This is a genomic window from Achromobacter sp. ACM01 (genome assembly GCF_014851745.1).
GTDB lineage: Bacteria > Pseudomonadota > Gammaproteobacteria > Burkholderiales > Burkholderiaceae_B > Achromobacter > Achromobacter aegrifaciens.
The window spans coordinates 265999-278641 of the sequence record NZ_JACVAF010000003.1; the positions used below are offsets into that span (position 1 = coordinate 265999).

General features: G+C 66.6%; 13 protein-coding genes. 7 read left to right on the top strand and 6 right to left on the bottom strand.

All coding sequences use genetic code 11. The features are described 5' to 3' along the window. Positions 1-55 precede the first annotated feature (55 nt). Positions 56-1498, top strand: a complete 1443-nt coding sequence (locus IB268_RS16025) for a DegQ family serine endoprotease (RefSeq protein ID WP_054450983.1) — start codon at positions 56-58, stop codon at positions 1496-1498. Positions 1499-1521: 23 nt separating this feature from the next. Here the strand turns inward: IB268_RS16025 and maiA are convergent, their stop codons facing one another. From maiA to IB268_RS16040, 3 genes are read right to left on the bottom strand one after another with little or no spacing between them, the layout of a single operon-like run. After that, the gene (gene maiA, locus IB268_RS16030) at positions 1522-2166 is read right to left on the bottom strand and encodes a maleylacetoacetate isomerase (protein WP_054450982.1); all 645 of its coding nucleotides are present in this window, start codon (positions 2164-2166) and stop codon (positions 1522-1524) included. Between the two features lie 55 nt (positions 2167-2221). Continuing rightward, positions 2222-3199 carry a 4-hydroxy-3-methylbut-2-enyl diphosphate reductase gene (gene ispH, locus IB268_RS16035; RefSeq protein WP_125473831.1) on the bottom strand — a complete coding sequence of 326 codons (978 nt, stop codon included), beginning with the start codon at positions 3197-3199 and terminating at the stop codon, positions 2222-2224. Further along, a complete protein-coding gene (locus tag IB268_RS16040) occupies positions 3199-3675 on the bottom strand; it encodes a peptidylprolyl isomerase (RefSeq protein WP_119450885.1) in 477 nt (158 codons plus the stop codon). Before IB268_RS16040 ends, ispH begins: the two co-directional genes overlap by 1 nt. A 50-nt stretch (positions 3676-3725) precedes the next feature. Here IB268_RS16040 and radC point away from each other — a divergent pair, with 50 nt between their 5' ends. From radC to IB268_RS16070, 6 genes are all read left to right on the top strand, one after another. Further along, positions 3726-4403, top strand: a complete 678-nt coding sequence (gene radC, locus IB268_RS16045) for a DNA repair protein RadC (protein ID WP_175163872.1) — start codon at positions 3726-3728, stop codon at positions 4401-4403. Positions 4404-4485: 82 nt separating this feature from the next. Continuing rightward, entirely contained in the window at positions 4486-5112 is a 627-nt protein-coding gene (gene kynB, locus IB268_RS16050) for an arylformamidase (protein ID WP_054450978.1), read from the top strand. A gap of 179 nt (positions 5113-5291) precedes the next feature. Then, a complete protein-coding gene (kynA, locus tag IB268_RS16055; RefSeq protein WP_054450977.1) occupies positions 5292-6140 on the top strand; it encodes a tryptophan 2,3-dioxygenase in 849 nt (282 codons plus the stop codon). 259 nt (positions 6141-6399) lie between these two features. Further along, complete coding sequence (locus IB268_RS16060; protein ID WP_054450976.1) at positions 6400-6666, top strand: type B 50S ribosomal protein L31; 267 nt, start codon at positions 6400-6402, stop codon at positions 6664-6666. 123 nt (positions 6667-6789) lie between these two features. Beyond that, positions 6790-8520 carry a glycosyltransferase family 39 protein gene (locus IB268_RS16065; protein ID WP_054450975.1) on the top strand — a complete coding sequence of 577 codons (1731 nt, stop codon included), beginning with the start codon at positions 6790-6792 and terminating at the stop codon, positions 8518-8520. After that, positions 8517-9917 (top strand): MATE family efflux transporter, encoded by a 1401-nt coding sequence (locus IB268_RS16070; RefSeq protein ID WP_119450886.1) that lies wholly within the window; start codon positions 8517-8519, stop codon positions 9915-9917. The genes IB268_RS16065 and IB268_RS16070 overlap by 4 nt, the downstream gene beginning before the upstream one ends. A gap of 32 nt (positions 9918-9949) precedes the next feature. Here the strand turns inward: IB268_RS16070 and paaK are convergent, their stop codons facing one another. From paaK to paaG, 3 genes are all read right to left on the bottom strand, one after another. Further along, positions 9950-11263, bottom strand: coding sequence for a phenylacetate--CoA ligase PaaK (gene paaK / locus IB268_RS16075; RefSeq protein WP_054450973.1), 1314 nt, complete (start codon positions 11261-11263; stop codon positions 9950-9952). A 111-nt stretch (positions 11264-11374) separates the two neighbouring features. After that, positions 11375-11845 (bottom strand): hydroxyphenylacetyl-CoA thioesterase PaaI, encoded by a 471-nt coding sequence (gene paaI / locus IB268_RS16080; RefSeq protein WP_054450972.1) that lies wholly within the window; start codon positions 11843-11845, stop codon positions 11375-11377. A gap of 2 nt (positions 11846-11847) precedes the next feature. Further along, positions 11848-12636, bottom strand: coding sequence for a 2-(1,2-epoxy-1,2-dihydrophenyl)acetyl-CoA isomerase PaaG (gene paaG, locus IB268_RS16085; RefSeq protein ID WP_119450887.1), 789 nt, complete (start codon positions 12634-12636; stop codon positions 11848-11850). Positions 12637-12643 lie beyond the last annotated feature (7 nt).

Consider the following 12643-nt stretch of genomic DNA (forward strand, 5'->3'; position numbering starts at 1 on the left):
AAGTGTCAGGCCCGAAGATAGCGCCATGTCCTTCAACATGAACGCAGGAGCCGACATGAAGACCACCCAAATGAAACCCTCGCGCCTGGTGCTGGCGCTGCTGGCAGCCGGCGCCATAGGCGGCGCGGGCGCAACCGCCTTCACCGGCGGCGTTTCGATGGCGGCCACCGCGCCGGCCATCGCTTCCTCCTTCCAGGCGCCGGGCACGTCCAGCCCGCCCAACTTTGCGCAGATCACGCGCGACTTCGGTCCGGCCGTGGTGAACATCAGCGTCAGCGGCACCCGCAAGGTGTCCGCCGACGAAGGCGATCCGTTCGCCCAATTCTTCGGCCAGATTCCCGGCGCGCGCGGCCAGCGGCCCGCGCGTGAAGTGCCCATGCGCGGCGAAGGCTCCGGCTTCATCGTCAGCGCCGACGGCATCATCCTGACCAATGCGCACGTGGTCCAGGACGCCAAGGAAGTCACGGTCAAGCTGACCGACCGCCGCGAATACAAGGCCCGCGTGCTGGGCTCGGATCCGCAGACCGACGTGGCCGTCCTCAAGATCGACGCCAAGAACCTGCCGGTGGTGAAGGTGGGCGACGTCAACCAGCTGCAGGTGGGCGAATGGGTGCTGGCCATCGGCTCGCCCTACGGCCTGGAGAACACGGCCACCGCCGGCATCGTCAGCGCCAAGGGCCGGTCGCTGCCCGACGACACCTCGGTGCCCTTCATCCAGACGGACGTGGCGGTCAACCCCGGCAACTCGGGCGGCCCGCTGTTCAACGACCGCGGCGAAGTCGTGGGCATCAATTCGCAGATCTACAGCCGCACCGGCGGATTCCAGGGCCTGTCGTTCTCGATCCCGATCGATGTGGCCTACAAGATCAAGGACCAGATCCTCGAACACGGCAAGGTGCAGCACGCCAGGCTGGGCGTGACGGTGCAGGAAGTGAACCAGGATCTGGCCAACTCCTTCAAGCTGGATACCCCCTCGGGCGCGCTGGTTTCCAGCGTGGAGAAAGGCAGCGCCGCCGACAAGGCCGGCCTGCAGCCTGGCGACGTGGTGCGCAAGATCGACGGCAAGACCATCGTGTCCTCGGGCGACCTGGCCTCCACCATCACGCTGGCGACTCCGGGCGAAAAGATCAAGCTGGACGTCTGGCGCAACGGCTCGCAGAAGGAGCTGGTCGCCACCCTGGGCGGCGTGCCCAAGGACAAGACGCAGGCCTCGGCTGGCGACCAGGAGGTTCAGCGCGGCCAGCTCGGCCTCGCGCTGCGTCCGCTGAGCCCGCAAGAGCAGCAGGCGGCTGGCGCCGAGGGGCTGCTGATCGAACGTTCGATCGGACCGGCCGCCAAGGCCGGGATCGAACCGGGAGATGTGCTGCTGTCGCTGAACGGCGTACCGGTGCGCAACGTCGCTCAGGTGAAGGACGCGCTGTCCAAGGCGGGCAAGACGGTCGCCCTGCTGGTACAGCGCGGCGAAGACAAGATCTTCGTGCCGGTGCAGATCGGCTGAGCCGGTCTGCACCCGGATAGGCGCTACTCCGCGTCGGGCTGCTTGCCCGGCGCGGCCGCGTCGAACGCCGGCAATGCACGGCAGGCGGCATCGATGCGCACGACGTTGGGCATGGCCGACAGGTCGCAGTCGAAACGCTGGGCGTTCGCCACCTGAGGCACCAGGCACAGATCGGCAATGGTGGGCGTATCGCCATGGCAGAAGAGGCCGGTGGCGGAAGAACCGGCCAATTGCGCCTCCAGGGCTTCCAGGCCCTGATGCACCCAGTGCTTGTACCAGGCGGTCTTGGCCGCCTCGTCCACGCCCAGGGTGTGCTTCAGGTACTTCAGCACGCGCAGGTTGTTCAGGGGATGCGTGTCGCAGGCGATGCCCAGCGCCAGGTCGCGCACCCGCGCGCGGCCTACCGCGTCCGCCGGCAGCAACGGCACTTCAGGATGCGTTTCTTCCAGGTATTCGATGATGGCCAGCGATTGGCCGATGACGGCGTCGCCATCGACCAGCGTGGGCACCAGCGCGGTCGGATTCACCTTGCGATAATCCGCCGACAGTTGCTGGCCGCCGTCCTTCAGCAGATGCACGGGCAGGTATTCGTAGGGCAAGCCCTTCAGGTTGAGGGCGATGCGCACGCGGTACGCGGCCGAGCTGCGAAAGTAGCTGTACAACTGCATGAAGTCTCCTTGATTTTCTGTTGCGGCGCCGCGCATGCGCGCGGCGCCCGCCTGCTTATTCCAGCGATTCCGTCTGCGCCGACTTGCGGGACAGGCCCTTGGGCAGCGGGAACGCCACATTCTCTTCCAGGCCGGGCATGGTGCGTACCGACACCGCGCCCAATTCCTTGACCCGATCGATCACCTGCTGCACCAGGATCTCCGGCGCGGAAGCGCCCGCGGTCACGCCGATGCGCTTGCGGCCCACCAGCCAGGCCGGATCGATCGATTGCGCACCGTCGATCAGATAGGACGCGACGCCCTTGCGCTCGGCCACTTCGCGCAGCCGGTTGGAGTTGGAACTGTTGGGACTGCCCACCACCAGCACCAGGTCGCAATCCGGCGCCATCACCTTGACCGCGTCCTGGCGGTTCTGGGTGGCGTAGCAGATATCGCTTTTCTTGGGCTCGACGATGTTGGGAAAGCGTTCTTTCAACGCCCGCGACACGGCCGCCGCGTCGTCCACCGACAGGGTGGTCTGCGTGACGTAGGCCAGGTTCTCGGGATCGGTGACCTGCAGGCCGGCGACGTCCTCGACGGTCTCGACCAGGTACATGCCGCCCTGGGCCTGGCCCAGCGTGCCCTCGACCTCGGGATGGCCCTTGTGGCCGATCATGATGATCTCGCGGCCGGCCGCGCGCATGCGGGCCACCTCGATGTGGACCTTGGTGACCAGCGGGCAGGTGGCGTCGAACACGCGCAGCCCACGGGCGTCGGCTTCGGCCCGCACCGCCTTGGACACGCCGTGCGCCGAGAACACCACGATGGCGCCGGCGGGCGCGTCGTCCAGTTCATCGATGAAGATGGCGCCCTTGGCGCGCAGGTCTTCCACCACGTAGCGGTTATGGACGATTTCGTGGCGCACATAGATGGGCGCGCCATGCAATTCAAGCGCGCGCTCGACGATGTCGATGGCGCGATCCACACCGGCACAGAAGCCGCGCGGCTGCGCCAGCAGGACTTCGGCGTCGGTGGCGGTGACAACCTGGCTCATCAGAGGACTCCCAAGAGCGCCACGTCGACCCGCAAGCTGATGCCCGCGAGCGGGTGGTTGAAATCGAACAGGGCCGATTCGTCGTTGATTTCCTTCAGGACGCCCGAATAGCGGCCGCCGTTGGGCGCGGTGAATTCCACCAGGTCGCCGGGTTCGAAGGTGGCGTCGGCGCCCGCATGCTCGGCCAGCATGGCGCGCGTGACGCGCTGGATCAGTTCGGGGTTGCGTTCGCCGTAGGCGTCGGCGGGTTCGACCGTGACGCTGAAGCGCTCGCCTTCGGCGCGGCCGACCAGCGCCGCTTCCAGGCCAGGCGCCCATTGGCCGCTGCCCATCTGCAGCGTGCCGGGACGGCCATCGAAGGTGTCGGCGAACACGGAATCCTTGCCCGGGCCCGAGGCCAGCGTGATGCGATAGTGCAGCGTCAGGTAAGAATCCGGACGGACCAAAACGTTCACTTCATTAGAGGCGATGCTCAAGATCTGCCACCGTATATGCAATTGAGTAAACCTTGATTTTAGAGCCTCTTATGAAATTGTCCGACCGGCTGCCCAAACACGAGCGCCCCAGGGAGCGGTTGCTGCGCCACGGCGCCGCTGCGCTCCAGGACTCGGAACTGCTCGCCATCGCCCTGCGCACCGGTATTCCCGGCCTGGACGTGGTTGAATTGGGCAGCCGGCTCCTGACCCGATTTGGCGGCCTGCGAGGCCTGCTGGGCGCGACGCCCGAGGAACTGACCGCGATTCCCGGCCTGGGGGTTTCCAAGGCGTGCATGCTGGCCGCCCTGCTGGAACTGGCCCGCCGCGCCATCGAGGAAGATCTGGCCCGCAACAGCAATCTGGATCACCCGCTGCCGGTAAAACAATATTGCAAGATGGCGCTGGGGCACCGGCAGGTGGAACATTGCATTGCGCTCTACCTGGACAACCGCCTGCGCCTGATCGCCACGGGCGAGCTGGCGCGCGGCACCCTGTCGCAAGCATCGGTCTATCCCCGCGAGGTCGTGCGCGAAGCCCTGCGCCATCACGCGGCCGCCCTGATCATCGCCCACAACCATCCGTCCGGCCTGGCCGAGCCCAGCGCCGCGGACCGCATATTCACCCAGCACCTGAAGCAGGCGCTCGCGCTGGTGGACATCCGGCTGGTGGACCACCTGATCGTGGCTGCCGGCACGGTCGTGTCCATGGCCGAACTCGGCGGCCTGTAGGCTGCGGCCCGCGCCGGAATTCGTTAGACTAGCGCCCGCAATTGCTTTAGGCTTAACGCATCTCTCGATCCCCCCGCCTGACATGAAACGCTTGTGGGACATTTCCCCGCCCGTGTCCACCGCATCGCCAGTCTTTCCTGGCGACACGCCGTACCGCCAGCAATGGAAATGGTCGCTTGCGCCCGGCTGTCCGGTGAATGTCAGCGAAATCACCATGTCGCCGCATATCGGCGCGCACGCTGACGCTCCCCTGCACTACCAGAACGGCGCCGCAGCCATCGGGGCCGTATCACTGGAACCATTCCTGGGTCCCTGTCGCGTCATCCACGCCATCGATTGCGGCCCCCTCATCACGGTGGACCACCTGGCCCATGCGGCCCTGAACCTGCCGCCGCGCGTGCTGGTCCGCACCGCCAAGCATGCCGCGCAGGACTGGTGGACCGACGATTTCTCCGCCTACGCGCCCCAGACCATCGAATGGCTGGCCGAACGCGGCGTCATGCTGATCGGCCTGGATACGGCCAGCATCGACCCCGCGTCCAGCAAGACCCTGGACAGCCACCACACGATCTTGCGGCACGACATGCGGGTACTGGAGAACCTGGTGCTCGACGATGTGCCGGAAGGCGATTACGAGTTGATCGCACTGCCGTTGGCGCTGGTCCAGGCCGATGCCAGCCCGGTTCGCGCCGTCCTGCGCGAACTGTAGGCTGGTCCGCTGGCCATGGCGGCCGATCCGAAGTCGGCCGCCGGTTCTGGAAGCACGACCATGAAAGACCATTCCGATTTGCATGCGGCGCTTGCCTGCGCCCGCCCCCACGCGCCCTCGTGGCGCGCCCTGCCCGCCTCGGCGCGCCGCGCCGCCCCGCCCTGCAAGGGAGGCCGCGCATGAGCCACTCCGAACGCCCCGAAGACATCGTCCGCCAGGAAAAAGCGCAGCTGGATTTCACGCGCGACATGACCTACGGCGATTACCTGCATCTGGACGAACTGCTGGGCGCGCAGCATCCGCTGTCGCCCGAGCACAACGAGATGCTCTTCATCATCCAGCACCAGACCAGCGAACTCTGGATGAAGCTGATGCTGCATGAACTGCGCGCCGCCATCGCCAATGTGGCAGCCGACCGCTTGCAGCCCGCCTTCAAGATGCTGGCCCGCGTCAGCAAGATCATGGAACAGCTGGTCCATGCCTGGGACGTGCTGGCGACCATGACGCCGCCCGAGTATTCGGCGCTGCGTCCCTATCTGGCGCGTTCCAGCGGATTCCAGAGTTATCAGTACCGCCAGGTCGAATTCCTGCTCGGCAACAAGAACGCGGCCATGCTAAAGCCGCATGCGCACCGCGAGGACCTGCTGGCCCAGGTGCGCAGCGCCTACGAAGCCCCGTCGCTGTACGACGAGGCGCTGCGGCTGCTGGCGCGCCACGGCCTGGACGTGCCGGCCGATCACCTCGAACGCGACTGGACCCAACCCTACCAATCGTCGGCTGGCGTGGAAGCTGCCTGGCTGACGGTCTACCGCCAGCCCGACCGCTACTGGGACCTGTACCAGTTGGGAGAAAAGCTGACCGACCTGGAAGACGCGTTCCGCCTGTGGCGCTTCCGCCACGTCACGACGGTCGAACGGGTCATCGGCTTCAAGCGCGGCACCGGGGGCACGTCGGGCGTGGACTACCTGCGGCGCATGCTGGAAGTGGTGCTGTTCCCCGAGATCTGGAAGCTGCGCACGGATCTTTAAGCGCCGAATTTATCTGGCCCCAATTTTTGGCCAAGGGGAGCCCCTGAGCGGGGCCTCCTTTCCTCTTGGCCTGGCCAAAATTCCCATGCTAGAATTTGGGGTTACTTTTTGGATACGTGGCTGGAACAGTCAACGAGTATCCGGCCGCTGGGCAAACCCGATCCGCATATCGGCGGGTTCGCCAGGCAGGCGGGACACCGGACACCCGGCTGGCGACCCTAACAACTTGCAAGGCTCGACAGAGCCCTAGGAAAGCACCATGAAAGAAGGCATTCACCCCGAATACCGCGAAGTCGTCTTCGCCGACCTGCAAACGGGCAACAAGTTCATCACCCGTTCGACCGTCCAGACGCGCGAAAGCATCGAACTGGATGGCAAGACGTACCCGCTCTTCAAGTGCGACGTGACCTCCGAATCGCATCCGTTCTACACGGGCGCCCAGACGCGCATCGTCGAAACCGGCCGCGTGGAAAAGTTCCGCGCCCGCTTCGCCCGCACCGCAGGCACGGTCAAGTCCGCTTCCTGATCTGTCGCTCCCCCGGGAGCCGCAGCGAAAAGGCAGCCTCCGGGCTGCTTTTTTTTCTCCCTGGCCGTCCGATTCTGACGCTGGGTACTAGCGCAACCAGACCACTCGGTTACATTAACGCCCGTGTCCCCACTTTCCATTTCCACTCCAGCCCGGCTCACGTCCGTGGCTACCGCGAAACTGCCCAGACTGATTCTGCTGGGCTTGTCGCTGGCCTATATCGTGGCCGGCCTGTTCATGCGCGACCCGTGGAAAACAGACGATGCCGTGGGGCTGGCGACCATGATCACGGCGATCCGCGAAGGCGGCATCACCTGGTTGCTGCCGCAGGTGGGACACCTGGCGCACGCCGAGGAAGGCCCCCTGATCACCTGGGTGGGCGCGATCTGCATCTGGCTGTTCGGCCCCTACATCGGCGACATCACCGCCGGCCGCCTGCCCAATCTGCTGTGGTTCGGCATCACCGCCACCAGCGTCTGGTACGGCACCTATCTGCTGGGCCGCCGCGCCGAGGCGCAACCGCTGGCCCTGCCCTTCGGCGGCGAACCCGAACCGCGCGACTACGGACGCATGCTGGCGGACGCCGCGCTGTTGTTGCTGCTGGCCACGGTCGGCATCCTGCAGCGCACCCACGAAACCACCGTGGTGCCCGCCATCATGGCTTGGCAGGCGCTTGCCTTCTATTCGCTGGCGCGCAGCATAGACCGGCCATTCACCGGCAGCACCACCCTGGGCATCGCACTGGCGGCCAGTTTCCTGACCCGCGGCTGGGTCGGCGCCATCCCCATCATGGTGGGCGCGGCCCTGGCGTTCTACCCCCGCAGCCGACTGTGGAAATGCCGGCGCTGGCTGCCGTGGGCCGCGCTGCTGGCCGCCGTCCTGATTCTGGCTTGGTGGATACCCGCCAGCCACAGCAGCGAATACTGGATCCGCAACTGGAAGACCTGGAACCTGTCGTCCTTCGCCGTGCCGCCCTGGCATGACATCGGGCGCACCCTGCGCGACCTGCCCTGGTACCTGTGGCCGACCTGGCCGCTGGCCCTGCTGGCCATCTGGCGCTGGCGCGCCTGGCTCTACGCGCCGCACATCTGGCTGCCGCTGGTCCTGCTGGTGTGCTCGGCGGTCGTGCTGTTCGGCCTGGAAGAAGCCTCGGATTCCGAGTACGTGCTGCTGGCCGTGCCCTGCGCGGTGCTGGGCGCGTTCTCGCTGCCCACGCTGCGCCGCGGCGTGGTCAACACGCTGGACTGGTTCGCCGTCATGTGCTTTTCGCTGACGGCCATCACGGTCTGGCTGGGCTGGGTTGCCCTGCACTTCGGTTGGCCGGCGCAGATTTCCCGCAATATCGCCCGCCAGACCACCGGCTACCAACCCGAGATCTCCTGGGTCGCGTTCGCGCTGGCCGTGGGTTTCACCGTGGGCTGGATCGCGCTGGTGGTGTGGCGGCTGCGGGTGCGGCCGCAGGCGCTGTGGCGCGGCACGGTGCTGTCGGCCGGCGGCCTGACGGTGACCTGGATCCTGCTGGTGCTGCTGTGGCAACCCGCCGTGGACTACGCCCGCAGCTACCGCACCGTGTCGGGCCAGTTGGCCCAGGCGCTACAGCAGAACGTGCGCCCCGGCGAGTGCGTGCGCGGGCTTAGCCTGGGCAGCGGGCAGCGCGCCTCGTTCCTGATCTTCAATAACCTCACGTTCACGTTCGACTCCAAGTGCACGCTGGTGCTGCAGCAGACCAGCAACCAGAGCTTGCGGGACAACACCGCCGCCTACAGCGACGGCGCCGAGGTGCTGTGGCAAGGCGGCCGGCGCGCCGACCGCCAGGAAGTTTTCCGCCTGCTCCGAGTCGGCGCCCCCCGATGACGCCCGCGCCCGCCGCGCCGATGAGTTTCGGCGCCACCCTGCGCGGCATCGCCAGGCAGGCCTGGCCGGTGCTGGTCAGCCAATGGGCCGGCATCTCCTTCGGCGTGCTCGACACCGCCATGACCGGCCATTCCAGCGCCGCCGACCTGGCGGCAATGGCGCTGTCCGCGTCGATCTACATCACCATTTTCGTCGGACTGATGGGCGTGGTGCACGCCCTGATCCCCATCCTGGCCCAGCACTTCGGCGCAGGCAACAATCTTGAGGTCGGCCGCAGTTGGGGCCAGGGCGTCTGGCTGGCGCTGGGATTGTCCGTGGTGGGCGCCGTGCTGATGCTGTTCCCCAACATGTGGCTGTCCATGTCCGGCGAGGTCGCTCCCGGCGTGCGCGAACGCATCGGCTCGTATCTGCAGGCCCTGGTGCTGGCCCTGCCCGCCGCGCTGGTGTTCCGCACCATATACGCGTTGGGCACGTCGGTTTCGCGGCCCAAGCTGGTCATGGCGATCAACCTGACAGCCATAGTCTTCAAGGCCTTCTTCAACTGGCTGTTCATCTACGGCAAGCTGGGATTGCCCGCCATGGGCGCCACCGGCGCCGGACTGGCCACCGCCGTGGTGTCGTGGATGAGCCTGGGCCTCGGCTTGTGGGTCATCACCCACGACCGCTACTACCGCCGCTTCAAGCTGCACGTCGGCAAGCCCGACTGGAAGACGCTCAAGGAACTGCTGCGCCTGGGCATCCCCATGGGCGGTTCCTACCTGGTCGAAGTGTCGGCCTTCACTTTCATGGCCCTGCTGGTGGCGCGCGAAGGCACTTACGTGACCGGCGGCCATCAGATCATGTCCAACCTGGCCGCGCTCTGCTACATGATGCCCATGGCGCTGGGCGTCGCCACGGCAGCCCTGACCGCGCAGGCCATCGGCGCGGGCAACCTCGCCCATGCGCATCGCACCGGCATGGCCGGCCTGACGCTGGGCATCCTGGGCGCCCTGCTGACGGCGGCGGTGCTGCTGGCCGGCCGTCCGCTGATCCTGGCCGCCTATACCGACAATCCGGAGGTGGCCGCGGTGGCGACCACGCTGCTGGCCGTCCTGCCCCTGTTCCACCTGTTCGACTCGATGCAGTGCATCAACTCCTACCTGCTGCGCGCCTACAAGGTCGCGGTGGTGCCGCTGCTGCTGCAGGTGGTGGCGCTGGCGGGCGTGGGCCTGGTCGGCGGCTGGTGGTTCGGTTTCGGCCCGGGCCGCGGTGGCCTGGACGGCGTGCGCGCCATCCTGGTCCCTGGCTCCCCCCAGGGCGCGGGCAGCATGTGGCTGATGGCCATGGTCGGCCTGGGACTGTCGGCGGCCTTGCTGCACTATTGGTACCGGCGCATCGTGCGCGGGACGATCAAGTAAAAAAGCAGCCTTGCGGCTGCTTTTTTTGGACCTTATTTCGGCCGCTTGTCGATCACGCGGCGAGCCTTGCCGGTCAGCGTGCGTTCCACGTGCCCGGAATCCGACACCTGGATGCGCGCGCTCACGCCGATGTGCGTCTTCACGGCATGCTGGAGCTGCTTGCCCAGGTTTGCGCGCTCGGCATCCGACAGGGTGGAAAATTCGGCGCGCAGTTCGGTCAGGATTTCCAGCTCGTCCATATTGCCGGTGCGCGACAGCACCAACTGGTAATGCGGCGCCAGCTGGGCGATCTTCAGGACCAGTTCCTCGACCTGGGTCGGGAACATGTTCACGCCGCGCACGATCAGCATATCGTCGCTGCGGCCAGTGATCTTGCCGATGCGCCGCATGCTGCGCGCGGTGGGCGGCAGCAGGCGCGTCAGGTCGCGGGTGCGGTAGCGGATGATGGGCATCGCTTCCTTGGTCAGCGAGGTGAACACCAGTTCGCCCGGCTCGCCGTCGGCCACGGGCTCGCCCGTGTCGGGATTGATGATTTCCGCGTAGAAATGGTCTTCCCAGACCACCGGACCGTCCTTGGTCTCGACGCATTCGCTGGCAACGCCAGGCCCCATCACTTCGGACAGGCCATAGATGTCCACGGCGTCGATGCCGGCTTCGGCCTCGATGTCGGCGCGCATCTGCCCGGTCCAGGGTTCGGCGCCGAAGATGCCGATGCGCAGCGAACTTTGACGCGGATCAATCCCCTGGCGGCGCTGTTCCTCCAGAATATTGCAGAAGTAGGAGGGCGTGACCATGATGATGTCCGGACGGAAATCGTTGATCAACTGCACCTGCTTTTCGGTCTGTCCGCCCGACATCGGGATGACCGTGCAGCCCAGGCGTTCCGCGCCGTAATGCGCGCCCAGGCCGCCCGTGAACAGGCCGTAGCCGTAGGCCACGTGCACCGTGTCGCCGGGCTTGCCGCCCGCCGCGCGGATCGAGCGCGCCACCAGGTTGGCCCAGTTGTCCAGGTCGCCCTTGGTGTAGCCCACGACCGTCGGCTTGCCGGTGGTGCCGCTGGAGGCGTGGATGCGCGAGATGCGCTCGCGCGGCACGGCGAACATGCCGAAAGGATAGTTCTCGCGCAGTTCCTTCTTCGTGGTGAAGGGGAACTTCGAGATATCGGACAGCTGCTTCAGATCGTCGGGATGCACGCCGGCTTCATCGAAAGCCTTCTTGTAGTGCGGCACATTGTCGTAGGCATGCTTGAGCGACCACTTCAGGCGCTCGAGCTGCAGCGCGCGCAGCTCATCCTGGCTGGCATGCTCGATGGGGTCCAGCCCCGGCTTGCTCATGGTGTTGGACATGGTTATCTCTCTCCTGAAATTCTCTCTGCGCGGGGCCGGATCGCGGCGGGCGTATGCCCTGCCCGCTCGCGGCGCGGCCCGCGGCCGTATAGCTTTGGTTGGCTGGCTGCCTCAAGCGTCCGCGGGGACGCCGACGATCTGGCCCTTGATGCGGTAGGAGCGGCCGCGGAACAGCGCCACGTTGCGTCCTTCCTGGTTGGTGACGGTGACGTCATAGACGCCGGTGCGGCCGGCCAGCGAACGCTCCTGCGCCACGGCGGTCAGCAGATCGCCTTCGAAGCCCGGGGCCAGATAGTCGATGGTGCAGCCCGAGGCCACGGTGCTGACGTTGCGCGAATTGCACGAAAAGGCGAAGGCGCTGTCCGCCAGGGCGAAGATGAATCCGCCGTGGCAGGTCTTGTGGCCGTTCAGCATGTCGGCGCGCACGCGCATGGTCAGCCGCGCGTAGCCCGGCGCCATTTCCTCGACTTTCATGTCCAGGCCCTGCGAGGCCGCATCGCCCGCAAACATGACGGTGCCGACGGCCTGCGCCAGCTCCTGGGGATCGGCCGGCACTTCGACCGCGGGAACGTGTGCGTTCATTCTTATTGCCCCTTGAATTGCGGTTCGCGCTTGCCGAGGAAGGCGGCCACGCCTTCCGCGTAGTCTGCGCTGCGGCCGAGTTCGCGCATCATGTCGCGCTCAAGGTCCAGCTGCGTGGACAGGTCATTGCCCAGGCTGGCCTGCATGGCCCGCTTGGTGTACGCCAGGCCCTTGGTCGGCGCCTTGGCGAAGTGCTGCGCCAGGCGTTCCAGCGTGGCATCGAATTCCTCGTCCGCCACGCATTGCCAGATCAGGCCCCACTCTTCGGCCTGCTTGGCGCTGAGCTTGTCGCCCAGCATGGCCAGGCCCATGGCGCGGGCACGGCCGACCAGACGCGGCAGCACAAAGGTGCCGCCCGTGTCGGGGATCAGCCCGAGGCGGCAGAACGACTGGATGAACGTTGCCGAAGCCTTGGCGATGACGATGTCGCCCGCAAACGCCAGGTTGGCGCCTGCGCCGGCCGCCACGCCGTTCACGCCCACCACGACGGGCATGGGCAAGGCGTTGACGCGGCGCACCAGCGGCCCGTAGAACTTGTCGACGGTTTCGCCCAGGTCGGGCGGCGTGCCGTCGGCGGCGGGCTTGCGCTCGCTCAGGTCCTGGCCGGCGCAGAAGCCGCGGCCGGCTCCCGTCAGCAGCAGCACACGCGCGCCCTCGGTCTCCACGCGCGTCAACGCGTCGGCCACTTCGCCGTGCATGTTGGCGGTGAAGCTGTTCAGCTTGTCGGGACGGTTCAGCGTCAGGCGCGCGATGCCGCCGGACAGGTCGAATTGGATATCCTGGTAGCTCATGTCATCG